Consider the following 18,335-nt stretch of genomic DNA (forward strand, 5'->3'; position numbering starts at 1 on the left):
CCTCATCCGTTCACACGCTTCCGATGCCCCTGATTCTCTTTAACAAGCCATTCCAGGTCCTGTGCCAATTCTCGCCGCAGGAGGGCCGCGAATCGCTGGCCGATTATCTCGATATTCCCGGCATTTATCCCGCCGGCCGGCTGGACGCCGACAGCGAGGGCCTGATGCTGCTGACCGACGACGGCAAGCTGCAGCACAAGATCGCCCACCCCGACCTCAAGGAAGCCAAGACCTATCTGGTGCAGGTCGATGGCGTGCCCGACGCCGCCGCGCTGGCGCGGCTGCAGGCCCCGCTCGACCTGGGCGACTTCGTCACCAAGCCCTGCCGCGCGGTGCGCATCGCCGAGCCCGAATGGCTGTGGCCGCGCAATCCGCCGATCCGCGCGCGCCAGGACAAGCCCACCGCATGGATCGCGATCACGCTCGAAGAAGGCAAGAACCGGCAGGTGCGGCGGATGACGGCGGCGGTGGGCTTCCCTACCCTGCGCCTGGTGCGCAGCAGTATCGGGCCGTTCTCGCTGGCGACGCACCCACTCATGCCGGGCGAGCACATCGAGGTCAGGATGTAAAAAAACCCGCCGACCTCACGGTACGGCGGGTTTTTTATTGACGCTCCGGATTACGCCAGCGATTGCAGCGCAGCGTTGAAGGTCGCGCTCGGACGCATCACGGCGCCCACCTTGGCTTCGTCCAGTTTGTAGTAGCCGCCGATATCGGCCGGCTTGCCCTGCACTTCCAGCAGTTCGGCAACGATCTTGGCTTCGCTCTCGCCCAGCTGCTTGGCCAGCGGCGCGAACTTGGCGGCCAGTTCGGCATCCTCGGTCTGCGCGGCCAGCTCTTGCGCCCAGTACATCGACAGGTAGAACTGGCTGCCGCGGTTGTCGAGCTCGCCGGTCTTCGGCGATGGCGACTTGCGGTTGTCCAGCAGCTTGCCGGTGGCCGAGTCCAGGGTCTTGGCCAGCACCTTGGCCTTGTTGTTGCCGGTCTTGATGCCGAGGTCTTCCAGCGAGACGGCCAGGGCCAGGAACTCGCCCAGCGAATCCCAGCGCAGGTGGTTTTCTTCGACCAGCTGCTGCACGTGCTTCGGTGCCGAACCGCCGGCGCCGGTTTCGTACATGCCGCCACCGGCCATCAGCGGCACGATCGACAGCATCTTGGCGGACGTGCCCAGTTCCATGATCGGGAACAGGTCGGTCAGGTAGTCGCGCAGGATGTTGCCGGTCACCGAGATGGTGTCCAGGCCGCGCTTGACGCGCTCCAGGGTGTAGCGCATCGCGCGCACTTGCGACATGATCTGGATGTCCAGGCCGCTGGTGTCGTGATCCTTCAGGTAGACCTTGACCTTCTTGATCAGCTCATTCTCGTGCGGACGGTACGGGTCGAGCCAGAACACGGTCGGCATGCCCGAGTTGCGGGCGCGGGTCACGGCCAGCTTGACCCAGTCGCGGATCGGCGCGTCCTTGACCTGGCACATCCGCCAGATATCGCCCTGTTCGACGTTCTGCGACATCAGCACTTCGCCGGTGGCGAGGTCGGTGATGTTGGCCACGCCAGCTTCGGTGATCTCGAAGGTCTTGTCGTGCGAACCGTATTCTTCGGCTTGCTGGGCCATCAGGCCGACGTTCGGCACGGTGCCCATGGTCTTCGGATCGAAAGCGCCATGCCATTTGCAGAAGTTGATGATCTCCTGGTAGATGCGAGCGAAGGTGCTTTCCGGAATGACAGCCTTCACTTCTTTCAGGCGGCCATCGGCGCCGTACATCTTGCCGCCGGCGCGGATCATCGCCGGCATCGACGCGTCGACGATCACGTCGTTCGGCGAGTGGAAGTTGGTGATGCCCTTGGCCGAGTCGACCATGGCCAGTTCAGGACGGTGTTCCTGGCAGGCGTGCAGGTCGCGGATGATTTCTTCGCGCTGCGACGACGGCAGGTCGGCGATCTTGTTGTACAGGTCGGCCATGCCGTTGTTGACGTTGATGCCGAGGCTGTCGAACAGGTCGCCGTGCTTGGCGAAAGCATCCTTGTAGAACATGCGCACGCAGTGGCCGAACACGATCGGGTGCGAGACCTTCATCATGGTCGCCTTGACGTGCAGCGAGAACAGCATGCCGGTCTGGTGCGCGTCTTCGATCTGGGCTTCGTAGAAGTCCAGCAGGGCCTTGCGGCTCATGAACATCGAATCGATGATCTCGCCGGCCTGCAGGGCAACTTTAGGCTTCAGGACGATGGTCTGGCCGCTCTTGGTGACCAGTTCCATCTTGACTTCGCGCGCCGCGTCGAGGGTCATCGACTTCTCGCCGTGGTAGAAGTCGCCGTGGGTCATGTGCGACACGTGGGTGCGCGACGCCTGCGACCATGGCTGCATCGAGTGCGGGTTCTTGCGTGCGTATTCCTTGACGGCGCGCGGTGCGCGGCGGTCCGAGTTACCTTCGCGCAGGACCGGGTTCACCGCCGAGCCGATGCACTTGCCGTACTTGGCCTTGATGGTTTTTTCTTCGTCGGTCTTCGGATCGGCCGGATAGTCGGGGATGTTGTAGCCCTTGTCCTGCAGTTCCTTGATCGCGGTGGTCAGCTGGGTGACCGAGGCGCTGATGTTCGGCAGCTTGATGATGTTGGCTTCCGGCGTGAGCGTCTTCTTGCCCAAGTCGGCCAGCGCGTCGGGCACGCGCTGTTCCGGAGTCAGGTTCTCCGGGAAGGCGGCCAGGATACGGGCCGCGACCGAGATGTCGCTGGCCTCGACCGTGATGCCGGCCGGCTTGGTGAAGGTGCTGACCACAGGCAGGAAGGCGTGGGTCGCCAGCAGCGGCGCCTCGTCGGTCAGGGTGTAGATGATGGTCTGATCACTGCTCATGCACATTTTCCTCGGTAGTCGCGAACGCTGTCGCGAGTATAAAACTGACAATTGGCCACAGGCGAGACTCTGGCGCTCCGCCTTGGCGCTCCGCACTGATGCCGGACATTCTACCCCTCCCGACTCCGGGATGGCAGATCGCAAAAGAGTGATCACATCACCCCACGGCGTCGCGGTCAGCGCCGAAGTCTTCTATAAGACATAAGACGCGCCATATTATGCCCGAGCTTTGGTCGGCTTACCAGTTTTTAAGCGTTCGACAAGTTTGGCGGGCTGCAGCGAGGAAAGTGAAGCGCCAAGCAAAAAAACCCGCCGGGACCGAAGTCGGGCGGGTCTTTCCAACTGCACAGAACTTTGCCGTCGCGGCCCTGAGGGCCGCGTCGCAAACGGCTATTAAGCCGACAGTGCTTTCAGGGCTGCAGCCAGGCGGCTCTTGTGACGCGCTGCCTTGTTCTTGTGGATGATCTTCTTGTCAGCGATGCTGTCGATCTTCGACACGGATTGCTGGAAGATAGTGGTCGCAGCTGCCTTGTCGCCAGCCTGGATGGCTTTGCGGACGGCCTTGATTGCGGTGCGCAGGGTCGAACGCTGCGACGAGTTGTGTGCGTTTTGCTTAACTGCTTGACGAGCGCGTTTGCGCGCTTGTGCGGTATTTGCCATGGAATTTCCTAAATCGGGGTCAAGTTGCGTTTGCAAACATTAGCGACTGTCAAACTGGCGCCGGGGTTAGCGATGCGGTGCCTGCCCAACGATTAGTGTCTGCTAACAGAATTCAGTACAGCCCACGATTATAGCGAAGGTTTCAATTCCGAGCAATTCATAATTCAAAGATTGTCGGTTTACCGCGCCTAGCGGGGCATTATCCGGCACCTGCCATTCGTGTCCGTACGAACGAGTTGCCCAAGTATAATCTTGCGCCATGAACCTGCTCAGAACCCTCGCCGCCATTTCCAGCATGACCATGCTGTCGCGCGTCACCGGCCTGCTGCGCGAAAGCCTGTTCGCGCGCGCCTTCGGCGCCTCGGCCTATACCGACGCCTTCATCATCGCCTTCCGCCTGCCGAACCTGCTGCGCCGGCTGTTCGCCGAGGGCGCGTTCTCGCAGGCCTTCGTGCCGATCTTGTCGGAATATAAAACCCAGCACGGCGAGGCGGCCACCAAGACCCTGGTCGACCACGTCGCCACCGCCCTGATCTGGGCCACGGTGCTGACCAGCATCGTCGGCATCGTCGGCGCCCCGCTCCTGATCACGCTGCTCGCCGGCGACCTGCGCGACACGCCCGGCGCCTACGACGCCTCGGTGGTCATGACGCAGATGATGTTCCCGTATATCGCCTGCATGTCCTTCGTGGCCCTGGCCGGCGGCATCCTCAATACCTGGCGCCAGTTCAAGATTCCCGCCTTTACACCGGTATTGCTCAACCTGTCCTTCATCTTCGCCTCGCTGGTGCTGGTCAACTACCTGGAGCAGCCGATCTATGCGATGGCGATCGCGGTCTGCGTCGGCGGCCTGCTGCAGGTGGCGATCCAGATCCCTTCGCTGGTCAAGATCGGCATGCTGCCGCGCATATCGCTCAACCCGATGCACGGCCTGCGCGACGCCGGCGTGCGGCGCACGCTGAGGAAAATGGGACCGGCTGTGTTCGCGGTATCGGCGGCCCAGATCAGCCTGTTGATCAATACCGGCATCGCCGCCAGCCTGGCGGCCGGCGCCGTCTCGGCCCTGCAGTATGCCGACCGCCTGATGGAGTTCCCGACCGCGATGCTGGGCGTCGCCCTGGGCACCATCCTGCTGCCGTCGCTGTCGAAAGCCAATAGCGAAGGCAATACCGAGGAATACGCGGCGCTGCTCAACTGGGGACTGCGCCTGACCTTCCTGCTGGCGCTGCCGGCGGCGGTGGGCATGGCGACCCTGGCCGAGCCGATGATCGCCACCCTCTTCCACTACGGTAAATTCGACGATGCGGCGCTGGCCAATTCGGCCATGCCGCTGATGGCCTATAGCGCCGGCCTGCTCGGCATCATCCTCGTCAAAATCCTGGCGCCGGCCTTCTATGCGCGCCAGGACGTCAAGACGCCGGTGCGCATCGCGATCATGGTGCTGTTCGCCACCCAGCTCATGAACCTGCTGTTCGTGTTCTGGCTCGACCTGGGCGTGGCGGGGCTGGCCCTGTCGATCGGCCTGGGCGCCTGCATCAACGCCACCTGCCTGTACGTGGGCCTGCGCCGGCGCGGCATCTACACGCCGCAACCGGGCTGGCTGGCATTCTTCATCAAGCTGGCCATCGCGGTCGGCGTGATGGGCGCCTTGGCCTGGTTCGGCCAGGCGCAGTTCGACTGGGCGGCGATGAAGGCCACGCCGGCGCTGCGCATCGGCGCCCTGCTTGGCATCATCACCGCTTGCGCCTTTGCCTATTTCGCCGTGCTGGCGGTACTGGGCTTCAGGCCGCGCGACTTCCGGCGCCGCGCGAATTGAGTTACACCGCGATCAAGACTTGTACTTGACGTTGCAGCCGTAAGGACGGGTGGTGGCCTGGGCCACGTTCTGGCCCTTCACCACCGCCTCCATCGCGGTCTTGAACAGCGGGCTGGCCTTCTCGATGTCTTCGAGCTTGGCCGAGGCGATGCTGTCGATGCCGCCCGCGTAGCGCAGCACGCCCTTGGCGTCGATGACGTACATATGCGGCGTGGTGCGCGCGTCATAGGCCTTGCCGACCGTGCCTTGCGGGTCGAGCAGCACGGCGCTTGGCGCCGCATTGCGGCTGGCCGTCAGTTCATCGGCCTTCTTGCCATCCACATGACCCTGCTCGCCCGGTGCCGACGAGATCACGCTCAGCCACACCACGCCTGCATCCTGCGCCTGCTTCTGCAGGTTCGGCATGTTCGCCTGGTAATGCTTCTTCACGTAAGGACAATCGTGGTTGGTCCATTCCAGCACCACGACCTTGCCCTTGTAGTCGGCCAGGCTGTGCTGCTTGCCCTTGCTGTCGACCGCCGTGAAGGCGGGCGCCGGCTGGCCGACGACTGGTGCGGCCAGGGCCGGCGCGGCGCCCAGGAAACCGGCTGCTACCAGGGCGGCGGCCGATGCGGTGGTGCGCAGCATGGCGCGACGAGAAGAACCGTTCATATGAAATCTCCTTGTGAATGATTACTGCTTGAATGATTCGGTGACGATGGCCTGGGTCAGCACCGGCGGCAGGACCACCGGTTCCTTCCCGGCCGGATAGAAGGCATAGAACGGCAGGCCGTCGCGCTGGAACGATTGTAAGAATGCCGTGATGGCGGGATCTCGGTTGGTCCAGTCGCCCTTCATGTAGACCACATCGTGTTCGCGCATCGCCTCTTGCACGGCGGAGGTCGACAAGGTCGTGCGCTCGTTGACCAGGCAGGTGATGCACCAGGCGGCGGTCATGTTGACGAACACCGGCTTGCCTTCGGCGCGCAGGGCGGCCAGGCGCTCGGCGCTATAGGGTTCGGCCTGCGTGGATTGTGCAGGGGCCGTGGCGGCCTGCGGCTCGGCGCCATGCAGCATGACCATCAAGCCGACAATCCCGGCCACCCCGGCCACCGCCGCACCGCGCGGCAACCAGCGCTTCCCGGTCCCATGCTGGCCCAAACCCACCAGCCAGGCCACCAGGCCTACCAGCACCAGCCCGGCGAGCGCCATGCGCAGGCCGGCCTCGCCCGCCTGCTGGGCCAGCACCCACAGCAGCCAGGCGGCGGTCGCATACATCGGGAAGGCCATCGCCTGACGCAGGGTTACCATCCACGCGCCGGGCCGCGGCAGGCGCCGGGCGACCGCCGGGAAGATGCCAAGCAACAGGAACGGCAGGGCCAGGCCGAGACCCATCATCGCAAACACCACCAGGCTGACATACGCAGGCGCCACCAGCGCCGAACCGATCGCGGCGCCCATGAACGGCGCGGTGCACGGCGTGGCCACCACCACCGCCAGCAGGCCGGTGAAGAAGCTGCCGGCATGGCCCTTGCGCTCGGCGAGGCCCTGACCAGCACCCGCCAGCGCGCCGCCCACCTCGTACACGCCGGACAGGTTCAGGCCGATCGCCAGCATCAGCCAGGACATCGCCGCCACGAACAGCGGCGACTGGAACTGGAAGCCCCAGCCGACCGCGCTGCCGCCCGCGCGCACAGCCAGCAGGGCCAAAGCCAGCGCCATGAAGGCGGCCAGCACGCCGAGGGTGTAGAACAGGCCGGACAGGCGCACCTCGCGCCGGTCGCCGCCCGACATCCCGGCCACCGCCGTGGCCTTGATCGCCAGCACCGGAAAGACGCAGGGCATCAGGTTCAGGATCAGGCCGCCCAGGAAGGCGAACAAGGCCATCTGCCACAAGGGCAGCGTGGCCGGCGCCCCGGTGGTGGCCGCAGTGGTGGCAGCGGGCGTGAGTTCGAGCGCGAACCAGCGTTTCTGTCCGCCGCCGTCGGTGATCGCCAGCAGGCCGGCGGATGGCCCGGGCGTGTAGCCCTGGCCCTTGGTCGTCGCCAGCGTGAGCCTGCCCTCTTCCACTGTCAGGACCTGGTCCGCCACGTGGTCGACGACACCCCAGCTGTCCGGGAAGTACAGGGCCGATTGCACCGAGGTCGGCGCGATGCCTTCGCCCTCGACCGCCAGCTGCAAAGTCGATTCGTCGGCGCTCACCGAGGCGCGCCATGGAGATGGCTGTGGCTGACGGGCGTCGGCGTTCTTGAAGGCAGCCAGGATTTCCGTTCTGGCGGGACGCGCATCCGCCTCGACCGGCAAGGCCAGGCGGAACTTGCCGTCCTCGGGAATGCACTCCTTCTCGCACACCACCCAGTCGGCATCGGCCTCGAGCACCAGCTGGCTGCCGGGCCGCGCATCCTTCGGCACCGTCAGGGCCATGGGGAACACGATCTCGTTCTCGTAGCCATAGCTGGCGACCGGGCCGATGATGAAACGGTCCGGGCCCGGCCAGGCGATCTCGCCCACCGTGATACCGTCCGGCGCCTTGAACGTGATGCTCGGCGGCGAGCCGGCGTCGCCGGGATTCTTCCAGTAGGTATGCCAGTGCGGCGCCAGGCGCTGGCGCAGGCCGATGCGCAATTGCTGCCCGGGACTCACGGCGGCGTATTCGCTCACCAGCGACACCGTGGCGCGCGGGCTTTGCTGCACATTGCTCTCGGCCGCCACGGCCAGCATCGGCGTCAATACGAGCAGCAGTGCAGCGATCAGGGTGCGCCAGGAAGACCAGGCGGCGGTTGGAAAAGATCCGGGCATGAGTGGTAGATGAGTAGGTCCGACGGTCGGTGACAAAACTAACACGTTCCTGCATCTCCGGGCAATCACTACGGGCGCCGTAAAGACAGCGGGCGGCATCCTGACTTTCGGCTCATGCGCGTACTGGCCCGGCTTCCGATAATCGCTCCACTCGCAGCGGCTTGGGGGCGCCGCGATTCAACCAGAACCGGAAAAACAACCATGCAAAAAATCGTCCATGCCGCCGCCATCATTGTCATCCTCGCCGGCGCCGGCGCCGGCGCAGCGCAAGCCCAGGAGCGCAGCTACATCGGCCTCGCCCTCGGGCCCTCGAAGGGCAGCATCAAGAACGGCGACGGCCAGCGGGTCAGGCAGGACAACGACGTCGTTGCGTTCAAGGGCTACGCCGGCTACGCCCTGAACCGGCACTTCGCCATCGAGGCTGGTCATGCGGGCACGACGGGCATGCTCCGGTTCGACGGCGCGCGCTTCGGCGCCCAGGACTTCCACGTGACCGCCGTCAAGCCAATGCTGGGCGTGGGCTCGCCTGGGGCGTGTCCGAGCAGGTGGCGCTGACGGTCGAACTGGAACACTACGGCCGCGTGCGCGAAGGGAACCGCCGCTTCGTCCAGAACCGCGCGCAGGTCGGCGTCCAGTTCGGCTTCTGACGCGATCGGCAAGAACGAGCAGACTTTCCACAATGCATCTGCGAAAATGCGACTCCCCTCGCCCACTGCACACCATCTGGCCGACACCGTGCGTGGGAGCGAGCGGCTGCGCATCGCACGCGACCTGCACGACACGATCGGTCACCACCTGACGGCGCTGAACCTGGATCTGGACCTGGCGCTGCGCCAGACCGGCGCCGCCGTGCCACCCGCCCTGCCGTCCGCCCGCCCAGCTTCCGCCGACGATCATGCTGACGACCTTCGACGACGACGAGGCGCTGCTGGAAGCGATGCGCGCTGGCGCGCGCGGCTTCCTGCTGAAGGACATTTCGCTGGAACGACTGGCCGAGGGCGTGCGCGCCGTGGCCGGCGGGGCCACCCTGTTCCGGCCCGGCCTGACCGAGCGGGTACGCGCCTCCTACCAGCCCGCCCTGGCGGCGGCGCCCGCCGGTGCGGCCGGCCTGACGCGCCGCGAGATCGAGATCCTCGCCCTGATCGCCGGCGGGCTCAGTAACGCCGAAATCGGCGCAGCCCTCGGCATAAGCGAGGGCACGGTCAAGAACCATGTATCGAGCATCCTGTCCAAGCTGGGCGTACGCGACCGCGTGCGAGCGGCCCTGCGCGGCATCGAGCTCGAACTCATCTGACGTCGCCTAGGCCGGCGTCGCGGCCCCCTCCGCCGGTTCAGGTTCAGGTTCGGGGTCAGGTTCTGGATCGGGTTCGGGCTTGGGTTCGGGCGGCGGCGGCACGACCGGCGCAGGCTGCTGGACGGGCGGCGCCGGCTGCAGGATGGGCGGCGCCGATTGCAGGATGGGCGGCGCCGCTTGCGGCGCGGGCGTCCCGCCCGATTGCGTCGTCGTGACGGCAGGCGCCAGGCTGCGCTCGCCCGCGCTGAAGCGCCACTCCGAAATCTTTTCCTTGTTGTCCAGCCCCTTGAAGCGGCTGTCGAAGTTCGCGAGCTTGAGCGGCCTGGCATTGGACAGGCTGTGGAAGGCGACCACGCCGGTCTCGCCGTCGCCCAGGTAGACGATGCCCCACTCGGCCTTGCCGGTCAGCGGATCGACATAGACCTTGCGCAGGTGGCGCCGCACGGCGGGCGAGCGCGGGTCCTTCAGCAGTTCGGCCAGCGACGGCGGATACGGCGAGGCGCCGCGCGGCGTGGCGGCGGCATAGCTGTCCAGCGCGGCGCTGAAGGCGGCGCCGATTTCCAGCAATTCTTCCTCGGCCGCGGCGCGCTGCAGGAGCGAGCCGATCTTGAGCGTGGCCGCCCCCACCAGGCCGATGATGGCCACGAAGATGATCAGGCCGAGATAGGTGAAGCCGGCCTGGCGCCGCGCATGCATCACCACTCCAGGTAGGGACGCCCGCGCCGGTCGTTGCCGGGCGCGCCGCTGCGCAGGTTGGAAAAGCCGCCCTGCTCACCGTCCTGCGGCGCCTCCAATACCCAGGTCTCGCGGCTTTCGGTGACCGGGTCGAGCGGGATCTCGCGCAGGTATTTCTGTTCGACCAGCTGTTCGAGCGATTCCGGATAGCGCCCCGTGTCGGAGCGGTACTGGTCGACCACCGCGCGCGTGTTGCGCAGGTTGTCGGCCAGGATGGTCTCTTTTGCGCTGTCGATGCTGGGAAAGAAGCGCGGCACGGCGAGCGTCAGCAGCAGGGCCACGATGCCCAGCACCACCAGCAGTTCGATCAGCGTGAAGCCGCGTGCGGTTTTCATCGGGTTCACCATTTATTGTAGGGGATGCCGTTCAGGCCGATCCGCTGCGAGGTCGAGTACACGTCGTAGACATCGTCGCCCTCCTTCGGCTCGTCGGCTTCGCTGGCGTAGCTGCGCTTGCCCCAGGTGGCCGCGTCCGACAATTCGGGATCGGGGTTGAAGGGGTCGCGCGGCAGGCGCCGCAAAAAGTAGATTTTGGCTTGTTTCGGGCTGCGCAGGTCGGGCATGCCCTCCACCAGCAGCTCCAGCCGCTCCGGGTAGCCGTTGGCGTCCGCCGCTTTACTGATGCGGCCTTCGTCGCCCGCCTTCTTGAAGGCGTCCAGTCCGGCGCGGATCTCGCGCAGCGCGCGCCGCAGTTCCTGCTCGTCGCGGCGCTGCACGGTGACCTCGGCCACCGGCAGCACCAGGGTCCCCAGCAGCGCGAGGATGGCCAGCGTGACCAGCAGCTCGATCAGCGTGAAGCCGGTGCGCGCGCGCTGGGCCTGGAAATTCATCGCTGCGGGATTGGCGGATTGACGCCCGGCGGATAGGCGGCCGGCACGAATTCGGGTTCGGGCGTCGGCGCCGGTTCGGGCTGCGGCGCCGGCGCACCCGGCGGCGCCGATGGCGGCGAACCCAGTTGCGGCGTGGCCGGCAGCGCCGACGGCGGCACCGAGAAGCTCGGGGTGGCATCTGGCGGCGGCGCGACCGGGGTCGTCTCGACGGGCGCCGCTGCGGTCGGCGTGGGCAGCGCGCGCGCAGTCCCGACCTGCACCCGCACCCCGTTGTCGGGACGGCGGCGGAAGCTGGCCTCGGTGCCGGCGCCGAACTCCGACGCCGATGCCGGCGGACGCTGGATGGCGCGCACGATGCGCGGCGTGATCGACAGCACGATCTCGGTGCGGTCGCGCTGGTCGGTCTGCCTGCCGAACAAACGGCCCACGATCGGCAGGTCGCCGATGCCCGGCACCTTGCTGCCGCTACTGCGGTCTTCGTGGTTGATCAGGCCCGCCAGCACCTGGTTCTCGCCATCCTTCAGCTGCAGCAAGGTGGTGGCCGAGCGGGTGCCGATGCGGTAGGCCACGGTGCCGCTACGAGTCTCGACCGATTCGCCCAGGCTGCTGACCTCGAGCCCGATGCGAATCGCCACCTCGTTGTTCAGGTGGATGGTCGGTTCGACGTTCAGGGTCAGGCCGACGTCGATGTAATTGATGTTCTCGGAAGCGAAACCGCCGATGCCCGACGACACCGTGGCCGAGATGTTCGGGATCTTGTCGCCGATGACGACTTTCGCCTTCTCCTTGTTGCGCACACGGATGCGCGGGTTGGCCAGGGTATTGGTGTCGCCGTCGGTCTTGTTGGCGTTGAGCGTCGCGCCAATGCCGCCCACCGTGATATTGCTGCTGTTGAAAGTCCGCAGGTCGTCGATCGTCAGTGGGAAGCCATCCAGCGTCTGCAGCGGCGCGAACGAGAGCCCCGCCGGCCAGGCGATGCCGAGGTTCATCACGCTGCTGCGCCGGATCTCGAGCACCTCGACGTCGAGCATGACCTCGGGTTCGGGCACGTCCTGCAGGGCCACCAGCTGGGTGGCGATGCGGATCGCTTCCGGATTGTCGCGCAGGATCACCAGGTTCAGCTTCTCGTCCACCACCACGTCGCGCGCCTTGAGGATGGTCTTGAAGGTATTGGCGATGCTCTTGGCTTCGGCATTGGCCAGGAAGAAGGTCTTGACCGTCATCTCCTGGTATTCGCGCACCTTGGCCGCCACGTTCGGATAGATCAGGACCGTGTTGCCGTCCATGACCTGACGCTCGAGCTGGTTGGTCATCAACAGGTAATACACCGCCGCCTCGACCGTACTGTTCTTGAGGAAGATCGAGGTGCGGGTATCGGCCTTGACGTCCTTGTCGAAGATGAAGTTCAGGCCCGAGTGGCGCGCAATGACCTCGAACACCTGCTTCAGTGGCGCCTCGCGGAACTCCAGGCTGATGGGTTTACGGTAGCTGGCCGCCAGCGCCGCCTGGCCTTTCGGTGCGGCCGCCGCCTTCTCGTCGACTTCCTGCATCAGCTGGCGCGCCGCCTCGTGCATGGGGCGTTCGGTGAGCACTGCGGCCAGCTTCTGGCGCGCCGTTTCCAGTTCGTCCTTGTCGAAGGCGGCGCGCGCCTCGCCGATGGCCAGCGCGTGGCGGCGCTCGGCCTCGACCTGGCGCAGGCCGGCGCGGGCGCGGTCGTTGACGGGATCGATCGCCAGCACGCGGCGGAAGTCCTGGGTCGCCAGGTCGACCTGGCCGGACGCCAGCGCGCGCTCGGCCTGGTCCACCAGGCGCGCGGTGGCGTTGTCGCGCGCGCGCAGGAAGGCCGCCCGGTAGACCGGATTGTCCGGCTCGGACGCCAGCGCTTCCTGGTACTTGGCCAGGCCGGCGCCCACCTGGTCCTGGGCCACCAGCGCATTGCCTTCCTGGTAGGCGCGCTGGGCCGCGCACCCTGCCAGCAGCAGTGGCAGCAACAGCATGGCCAGGCCTTGAATCCGGGTTCGCACCATCAGTCGAATACTCCAATATTGAGCTGCTGTCGTTGTTCCAGCGGCAGGTAAGTCAGGGTCAGCACCGGTGGACGGATCGCGTCCACGCGGTAGGTGCCGTCGATGGTGTCGCCATCGTTCACGAGATAGGTGCGTTCGCCGCGCGCCAGGTAGATTTGCCACACGCCGTCCTGCAGCGACTTGCCGATGTAGGTGAACGGCAGCGGCGGCGCGCTCGGCGGCGGCGGAGGTGGCGGCGGCTCGTTCGATGGCGGCGGTGGCGGCGGCGTCCAGTCATGGCGCGCGAACAGGCTATTGTCGCCTTCCCCGAAGCGCTCGCCGCTGGCGCCGATCAAGGTCTCGCGCGGGATCAGGCGCGCGATGGCGACGTCGTCGCCGGTTTTCCTGATGGATGGCGCGGCGCTGCGCACCGGCCCGGCCGCCGTCGTGGCCGTCGTGGCGGCCGCGCGCTCGGCGGGCTCGGCCAGCTCCGCCTCTGGCGTCCTGTCGCCAAACACGACCAGGCCGGCGGCCAGCGCCAGCGCAACGCCCATGACGATGTGGCGCGGCTTCACGGCTTGCTTCCTTCAGCTAAATAGAAAGTCAGGCGCAGCCGCGCCTCGACCCCGGCCTCGCCCACGCTGTCGCGGCGGAAGGCGACGTCGTCCAGCGAAGCGTGCGGGATCGCGCGCAGCACGTCCATCGCGAACTGCCAGATCGCGCCATAACTCCCCTTCACCGGCAGGTTGACCTGGTAGGCAATCAGCTGCGCATTGCGGTCGTTGGTGGCCCGATACTCGCCCTGGCGCAGCGCCAGGCCGTGGCGCTCGGCCAGCGCGAACACTTCCTTCAACTGGCGCTCTACCCCGCGGCGCTCGCCCAGGGTCGCATAGAAGTGCTGCAGGTTCTGGTCGCTGCTGGGCGGCTGCGCCGCCGGAACTGGCTGCGGCGGGAGCGGCGTGCGCGCCGCCTGGCGCGCCGCCTCGTATTCTGCGTTCAGTTGCGCGCGCGCCGGCAACAGCGCCACCTGGACCGCGGCGCCGGCCAGCAGCAGCGCCAGCACCAGGGCCACCAGCGGATCGATGCGCGCCAGCAGCAGGCGCGCGCGCAGCAGGAAGGCGCCCGCCTTCATGACGCCTCCCACTGCACGCTGACCTGGAACCGCAGCGGACGGTTCGGGTCCTGCTCCATCACCTCGTGGCGCAGCAGCACCACGCTGCTGAACCATTCCTCGGCCTGCAGGCGCGTGATATAGGCCAGCATCTCGTCGCTCGAGCGCGCCTCGGCGCTGATGCGCACCGTGCGCCGTTTCGCGTCCGGCTCCAGCGCCAGCAGTGCGATCGTGCTCGGCGTGGCTTCGCCCAGGGCCGCGGCCAGGTCGCGCCACGGCAGGTTCAGTTGCAGGATGGCGGCATTGACGGCGCCGGCCTGGGCCGGCGCCACGGCGACTTTCGGCGCTGGCGGCGCAGCCACGGGCGCCGGCGCGCTGCGCGCGGCCAGCGCCGCCTGCAGATCGCGCACTTCTTCCTGCTGCTCGAAGTAACGCTGGGTCATGAACAGCGCCGGGATGCACAGCGCCAGCACGCCCGGTACGGCATAGATCAGGGTCGGCGGCGCGCGAAACAGCGTGCGGCGCAGGCCGGGCGGCGCGAAATCGATGCGGGTGCGCTTCATGCCGGCACTCCGGTGCGGGCCAGGCGCGCCAGTTCCGACCACTCGTCGGCCTGCTCGAGCAGGCTGCAGGAGAATTTCAGCCGCCCCGGGCTGCTGGCCCAGGCGGCGGGCGCGGCGCCGCTCAACTGCAGGCGCTCGGGCCGCGCGATCCCGACCCGCAGCGCTTCGCGCGCAATATGGGAATCGAGCCAGTCGCGGTCGGCCCCGGCCGGGATCGGGGCGCTCCTCACCGCCGCCAGCTTGCGGCCATCGTAGGCCGCCAGCGACAGCACGCCGCCATGGACCAGGCCGAACCAGGCTCCGCTCCTGCGCTCGCGGCGCCAGGCGTTCATGGCGGCGACGAATTGCGGGCCGATTTCGACCAGGTGGAAGCCGTGCTCACGGGCGGCAGCCGCCAGCGCGTCGAGCAAGGCCACTGGCGCAGCCGCGGCCAGGAAGGGATCGACCGCATCCCAGTCGGCGCTGATCTTCCACTCGGCGCCGGCGGCGCCGAACAGGTGCTGGAAGCGCAGCGCGGCGGCCGCCTCGAGGTCGCCCATGCGGGTGGCGCCGGGCGGCGGCGGCACTTGCCACAGGCGCACCAGCTCGTCGGCCAGCACCACGCTCACCGGCCAGCCCTTGACCGGCAGGTCGGACAGCAGCATGCGCAAGCCCGGCGCCAGCGCATCGGGAGCGAACAGGTCGAGCGGCTGCTCCGCCAGGGCCAGCGGCGCGCCGCCGAACAGGCGGCTGGTCTTGACCAGGGCCAGGCCGTTGGCGGCCACGCCCAGGCGCAGGGCTCGTCCGATGGGAGGGAAATGCAGTTTACGCATGCAGGGTCACCCGCTTGATCTCGTCGATCGTGGTGGCGCCGCGCCGCACCAGGTCGAGCGCCGCCAGGCGCAGGCTGCGGGTGCCGTTGGCGTGGGCCGCGGCCTTGATCTGGCGGATCGGCTGCTTGTCGACGATCAGCTCGCGGATCTCGTCGTTCAGGGTCAGGATCTCGGCGATCGAGCGGCGGCCCTTGTAGCCGGTGCCGCGGCAGTCGCCGCAACCCTTGCCGCGCATGAAGACGTAGTCTGCGACTTCCTCGCGCCGCAGATGCACCGAGGCCAGCTCCTGCTCGCCCGGTTCGTAGCGCTCGGCGCAGCGCGGGCAGCACATGCGGATCAGGCGCTGGGCCCAGATGCCGTTCAGGGCCGAGACGAAAGCATACGGATCGATCCCCATGTGGGTGAAGCGGCCGAATACGTCGAACACATTATTGGCGTGGACCGTCGTGAGCACCAGGTGGCCGGTCAGGGCCGACTGCACCGCGATCTCGGCGGTCTCGCGGTCGCGGATCTCGCCCACCATGATTTTATCCGGGTCGTGGCGCAGGATCGAACGCAGGCCCTTGGCGAAGGTCAGGCCCTTCTTTTCGTTCACCGGGATCTGCAGGATGCCCGGCAGCTGGTATTCGACCGGGTCCTCGATCGTGATGATCTTCTCGCGCCCATTGTGGATCTCGGTCAGCGCCGCGTACAGGGTCGTGGTCTTGCCCGAGCCGGTGGGGCCGGTCACCAGCAGCATCCCGTACGCCTCCTGGGCCAGGTGCCGCAAGGTGACCAGGGACGGCGCATCGAAGCCCAGCGCCTCCAGCGTCAGGGAGCCATAAGCCTCGATCATGGCGCGCTTGTCGAGGATACGGATCACCGCATCCTCGCCGTGGATGCTGGGCATGATCGAGACCCGCAGGTCGATGTCGCGCCCGCCCGCCTCGACCCGGAAGCTGCCGTCCTGCGGCACGCGGCGCTCGGCGATGTCGAGTTCGGCCAGCACCTTCAGGCGCGAGATGATGTGCTCGGCCAGCTCGATGCCGCCCACGGTGGCGGCGTGATCGAGCACCCCGTCGACCCGGTATTTGACGGCCAGGCCGCCGGCGGTGCTCTCCAGGTGGATGTCCGAGGCGCCGGCCTTGAGCGCGTCGTACAGGGTCGAGTTGACCAGCTTGACGGCCGGGCTGCCCGCTTCCGACACCGAGGCGAAGGACAGCACGGTGCCCGACTTGCCGTCGCGCCGCGCATCCTGGGTGCCGCCCACCAGCGAGTCGACGGCGCGCGCCGACTCTTCCTGCTTCGACAGATAGGCCTGGATGTCGGACTGCAGCGCCAGGCACAATTCCAATGGGTTCCTGGCGCTGGCGCGCGCCTGGGCCCCGAGCCAGGTCTGCAGGTCCAGGTCGAAGGGATCGGACAACACCCCGGTCAGGCGCCCATCCGGATGGCGCAGCAGCGCGCAGTGGCGCGACAGCGCCTGGGCCAGCGGCAAGAGTTCGAAGGCCGGCGCCAGGGCCAGCATGGCGCCGGTCTCCATCACCGCGAGACCGAAGGGCGCAGCCAGTTCCTTCACCAGTTCGCGCGGATCGCGCCCGGTCAGGGCCTCGAGCTCGAGCACCAGGCCGCGCCGCGAGACGGTGGCGGCCGCGCGGGCGCGCGCCAGCAGCGCCGTGTCGAAGGGTTCCGCACTCACGACATGTCTCCCGCCAGGTCGAAGATCGGCATATACAGCAGCACCACGATGGCGCCCACCACCAGGCCGATGGCTGCCATCAGGAGCGGCTCGAAGGTGCGCGTGAAGCGGTCGATCCAGCGCCCGATCTCGCCGTCGTAGAAGGCGGCCGACTGGGTCAGCATCGGCCCCATTTCTCCGGTGCGCTCGCCCACGCGCAACATGCGCAGCGAGATCGGCGTGGTCAGGCCATGTGCCTCGAAGGCGTTCGACAGCGGCTGGCCGGCCTCGATCGCGGCGCGCGCCGCCGCCAGGTTGCGCGCCAGGTGGCCCGACGCCATCGGCTGCACGGTCTCGATCGCGCCCACGATGGTGATGCCGCCCTCGGTCAGCATGCCCAGCGTCAGGTACAGGCGCGACAGCTCATACACGCGGGCCCGTTCGCCGATGCCGGGGAGTTTCGCCAGCAGGCGCGCCATGCCGCCGCTGCGCAGCAGATGGCGCACGCCGGCAATCGCGCCGGCGACCAGCAGCGCTGCGGCGACCAGGATCGCGCTGCCGTGGCCGGCCGCGAACTGGCCCCAGTCCAGCATCAGTTGCGACATCCACGGCAGGTCGCGCCCCGCGCCGTGGTAGACCTCGGCGAACTTCGGCACCACGTAGCCGATCAGGAAGGCGCTGACGCCGCCGCCGACCATCAACAGGATCACCGGATAGATCGAGGCGCTGACGATCTTGGCACGCACGGTATCGATGCGCTGCTGGTAGTCGATGTAGCGCGCCAGCGCGCGCGGCAGGTCGCTGGTGCCTTCGGCGGCGCGCACGATGCCGACGTACAGCGGCGGGAACAAGGCCGGTTGAAGCGCGAGCACGCTGGAAAAGCGCCGGCCTTCGCGCAGCCCGCCCAGCAGCCGTTCCAGCACGCCGCGGGTGGACGGTGCGCCTTCCTTTTCGAGCAGGGCTTCGAGGCTTTCGACGATGCCCAGGCCGGCATTGAGCAGCGCCAGCAGCTCCTGGCTGAACAGCACCAGCGAGAGCTTGCCGCCCTTGGGACGCGCCAGCGCCGCCCCGCGCGCCGGCTCGACGGCACTGACGTACAGGCCGCGCGCCTCGACCTGGCGGCGCGCGTCCTGGGCGTCGAGCGCGTCGACGACGACGTTGGAGATCGACATATCGGGCGCAAGGGTGCGAACGGCGAACTGCATGGGATGCCCGGCCAGGTT

18 protein-coding genes and 1 pseudogene are annotated in these 18,335 nt (G+C 67.4%); 5 read left to right on the top strand and 14 right to left on the bottom strand.

The window, feature by feature from the left end; translation table 11 throughout:
* Positions 1-23: 23 nt before the first annotated feature.
* Positions 24-569 (top strand): pseudouridine synthase, encoded by a 546-nt coding sequence (locus SOM28_RS20055; RefSeq protein ID WP_320469206.1) that lies wholly within the window; start codon positions 24-26, stop codon positions 567-569.
* A 50-nt stretch (positions 570-619) separates the two neighbouring features.
* Here SOM28_RS20055 and SOM28_RS20060 read toward each other — a convergent pair whose 3' ends face one another.
* Together SOM28_RS20060 and rpsT are read right to left on the bottom strand one after the other, a co-directional pair.
* Positions 620-2,851 carry an NADP-dependent isocitrate dehydrogenase gene (locus SOM28_RS20060; RefSeq protein ID WP_123068720.1) on the bottom strand — a complete coding sequence of 744 codons (2,232 nt, stop codon included), beginning with the start codon at positions 2,849-2,851 and terminating at the stop codon, positions 620-622.
* 393 nt (positions 2,852-3,244) lie between these two features.
* Entirely contained in the window at positions 3,245-3,511 is a 267-nt protein-coding gene (gene rpsT / locus SOM28_RS20065; RefSeq protein WP_005669248.1) for a 30S ribosomal protein S20, read from the bottom strand.
* Positions 3,512-3,770: 259 nt separating this feature from the next.
* Between rpsT and murJ the strand changes: the two genes are divergently transcribed.
* Positions 3,771-5,327, top strand: a complete 1,557-nt coding sequence (murJ, locus tag SOM28_RS20070) for a murein biosynthesis integral membrane protein MurJ (RefSeq protein WP_320469207.1) — start codon at positions 3,771-3,773, stop codon at positions 5,325-5,327.
* A 12-nt stretch (positions 5,328-5,339) separates the two neighbouring features.
* Here murJ and SOM28_RS20075 read toward each other — a convergent pair whose 3' ends face one another.
* Both SOM28_RS20075 and SOM28_RS20080 read right to left on the bottom strand, forming a co-directional pair.
* Complete coding sequence (locus tag SOM28_RS20075; protein ID WP_320469208.1) at positions 5,340-5,978, bottom strand: redoxin domain-containing protein; 639 nt, start codon at positions 5,976-5,978, stop codon at positions 5,340-5,342.
* A 21-nt stretch (positions 5,979-5,999) separates the two neighbouring features.
* Positions 6,000-8,105 carry a protein-disulfide reductase DsbD family protein gene (locus SOM28_RS20080; RefSeq protein WP_320469209.1) on the bottom strand — a complete coding sequence of 702 codons (2,106 nt, stop codon included), beginning with the start codon at positions 8,103-8,105 and terminating at the stop codon, positions 6,000-6,002.
* 201 nt (positions 8,106-8,306) lie between these two features.
* On the opposite strand from SOM28_RS20080, the gene SOM28_RS20085 reads away from it, so the two are divergent.
* The 3 genes and pseudogenes from SOM28_RS20085 to SOM28_RS20095 all read left to right on the top strand — a co-directional run bounded on the left by SOM28_RS20085 (position 8,307) and on the right by SOM28_RS20095 (position 9,399).
* Positions 8,307-8,660, top strand: coding sequence for a hypothetical protein (locus SOM28_RS20085; RefSeq protein ID WP_123068724.1), 354 nt, complete (start codon positions 8,307-8,309; stop codon positions 8,658-8,660).
* 138 nt (positions 8,661-8,798) lie between these two features.
* Positions 8,799-8,942: pseudogene (locus tag SOM28_RS20090) on the top strand (histidine kinase); the annotation flags it as partial.
* Positions 8,943-9,000: 58 nt separating this feature from the next.
* Positions 9,001-9,399 carry a LuxR C-terminal-related transcriptional regulator gene (locus tag SOM28_RS20095; protein WP_229414874.1) on the top strand — a complete coding sequence of 133 codons (399 nt, stop codon included), beginning with the start codon at positions 9,001-9,003 and terminating at the stop codon, positions 9,397-9,399.
* A gap of 6 nt (positions 9,400-9,405) precedes the next feature.
* Here the strand turns inward: SOM28_RS20095 and SOM28_RS20100 are convergent, their stop codons facing one another.
* From SOM28_RS20100 to SOM28_RS20145, 10 genes are read right to left on the bottom strand one after another with little or no spacing between them, the layout of a single operon-like run.
* The gene (locus SOM28_RS20100) at positions 9,406-10,095 is read right to left on the bottom strand and encodes a type II secretion system protein (RefSeq protein WP_123068725.1); all 690 of its coding nucleotides are present in this window, start codon (positions 10,093-10,095) and stop codon (positions 9,406-9,408) included.
* Positions 10,095-10,469, bottom strand: a complete 375-nt coding sequence (locus tag SOM28_RS20105; RefSeq protein WP_370663529.1) for a type II secretion system protein — start codon at positions 10,467-10,469, stop codon at positions 10,095-10,097. Before SOM28_RS20105 ends, SOM28_RS20100 begins: the two co-directional genes overlap by 1 nt.
* A gap of 5 nt (positions 10,470-10,474) precedes the next feature.
* Complete coding sequence (locus SOM28_RS20110) at positions 10,475-10,963, bottom strand: type II secretion system protein (RefSeq protein WP_123068727.1); 489 nt, start codon at positions 10,961-10,963, stop codon at positions 10,475-10,477.
* The gene (locus SOM28_RS20115; RefSeq protein ID WP_320469210.1) at positions 10,960-12,960 is read right to left on the bottom strand and encodes a secretin GspD/PilQ domain-containing protein; all 2,001 of its coding nucleotides are present in this window, start codon (positions 12,958-12,960) and stop codon (positions 10,960-10,962) included. Before SOM28_RS20115 ends, SOM28_RS20110 begins: the two co-directional genes overlap by 4 nt.
* A gap of 29 nt (positions 12,961-12,989) precedes the next feature.
* Entirely contained in the window at positions 12,990-13,544 is a 555-nt protein-coding gene (locus SOM28_RS20120) for a hypothetical protein (protein ID WP_123068729.1), read from the bottom strand.
* A complete protein-coding gene (locus SOM28_RS20125) occupies positions 13,541-14,101 on the bottom strand; it encodes a hypothetical protein (RefSeq protein ID WP_123068730.1) in 561 nt (186 codons plus the stop codon). Before SOM28_RS20125 ends, SOM28_RS20120 begins: the two co-directional genes overlap by 4 nt.
* Entirely contained in the window at positions 14,098-14,643 is a 546-nt protein-coding gene (locus tag SOM28_RS20130; protein ID WP_320469211.1) for a PilN domain-containing protein, read from the bottom strand. Before SOM28_RS20130 ends, SOM28_RS20125 begins: the two co-directional genes overlap by 4 nt.
* Positions 14,640-15,455, bottom strand: a complete 816-nt coding sequence (locus SOM28_RS20135; RefSeq protein WP_320469212.1) for a hypothetical protein — start codon at positions 15,453-15,455, stop codon at positions 14,640-14,642. The genes SOM28_RS20130 and SOM28_RS20135 overlap by 4 nt, the downstream gene beginning before the upstream one ends.
* Entirely contained in the window at positions 15,448-17,133 is a 1,686-nt protein-coding gene (locus tag SOM28_RS20140; protein ID WP_320469213.1) for a GspE/PulE family protein, read from the bottom strand. The genes SOM28_RS20135 and SOM28_RS20140 overlap by 8 nt, the downstream gene beginning before the upstream one ends.
* Positions 17,130-18,317 (bottom strand): type II secretion system F family protein, encoded by a 1,188-nt coding sequence (locus tag SOM28_RS20145; protein ID WP_320469214.1) that lies wholly within the window; start codon positions 18,315-18,317, stop codon positions 17,130-17,132. Before SOM28_RS20145 ends, SOM28_RS20140 begins: the two co-directional genes overlap by 4 nt.
* Positions 18,318-18,335: the final 18 nt, after the last annotated feature.

The sequence above is a fragment of the Massilia sp. CFBP9026 genome (assembly GCF_034045165.1).
Taxonomy (GTDB): domain Bacteria; phylum Pseudomonadota; class Gammaproteobacteria; order Burkholderiales; family Burkholderiaceae_D; genus Telluria; species Telluria arenae.

Excerpts from the sequence above, each read along its gene's own strand:
- SOM28_RS20055 (WP_320469206.1), top strand. The coding sequence starts at position 24 with ATGCCCCTGATTCTCTTTAACAAGCCATTCCAGGTCCTGTGCCAATTC.
- SOM28_RS20060 (WP_123068720.1), bottom strand. The coding sequence starts at position 2,851 with ATGAGCAGTGATCAGACCATCATCTACACCCTGACCGACGAGGCGCCG.
- rpsT (WP_005669248.1), bottom strand. The coding sequence starts at position 3,511 with ATGGCAAATACCGCACAAGCGCGCAAACGCGCTCGTCAAGCAGTTAAG.
- murJ (WP_320469207.1), top strand. The coding sequence starts at position 3,771 with ATGAACCTGCTCAGAACCCTCGCCGCCATTTCCAGCATGACCATGCTG.
- SOM28_RS20075 (WP_320469208.1), bottom strand. The coding sequence starts at position 5,978 with ATGAACGGTTCTTCTCGTCGCGCCATGCTGCGCACCACCGCATCGGCC.
- SOM28_RS20080 (WP_320469209.1), bottom strand. The coding sequence starts at position 8,105 with ATGCCCGGATCTTTTCCAACCGCCGCCTGGTCTTCCTGGCGCACCCTG.
- SOM28_RS20085 (WP_123068724.1), top strand. The coding sequence starts at position 8,307 with ATGCAAAAAATCGTCCATGCCGCCGCCATCATTGTCATCCTCGCCGGC.
- SOM28_RS20095 (WP_229414874.1), top strand. The coding sequence starts at position 9,001 with ATGCTGACGACCTTCGACGACGACGAGGCGCTGCTGGAAGCGATGCGC.
- SOM28_RS20100 (WP_123068725.1), bottom strand. The coding sequence starts at position 10,095 with ATGCATGCGCGGCGCCAGGCCGGCTTCACCTATCTCGGCCTGATCATC.
- SOM28_RS20105 (WP_370663529.1), bottom strand. The coding sequence starts at position 10,469 with ATGAAAACCGCACGCGGCTTCACGCTGATCGAACTGCTGGTGGTGCTG.
- SOM28_RS20110 (WP_123068727.1), bottom strand. The coding sequence starts at position 10,963 with ATGAATTTCCAGGCCCAGCGCGCGCGCACCGGCTTCACGCTGATCGAG.
- SOM28_RS20115 (WP_320469210.1), bottom strand. The coding sequence starts at position 12,960 with ATGCTGTTGCTGCCACTGCTGCTGGCAGGGTGCGCGGCCCAGCGCGCC.
- SOM28_RS20125 (WP_123068730.1), bottom strand. The coding sequence starts at position 14,101 with ATGAAGGCGGGCGCCTTCCTGCTGCGCGCGCGCCTGCTGCTGGCGCGC.
- SOM28_RS20130 (WP_320469211.1), bottom strand. The coding sequence starts at position 14,643 with ATGAAGCGCACCCGCATCGATTTCGCGCCGCCCGGCCTGCGCCGCACG.
- SOM28_RS20135 (WP_320469212.1), bottom strand. The coding sequence starts at position 15,455 with ATGCGTAAACTGCATTTCCCTCCCATCGGACGAGCCCTGCGCCTGGGC.
- SOM28_RS20145 (WP_320469214.1), bottom strand. The coding sequence starts at position 18,317 with ATGCAGTTCGCCGTTCGCACCCTTGCGCCCGATATGTCGATCTCCAAC.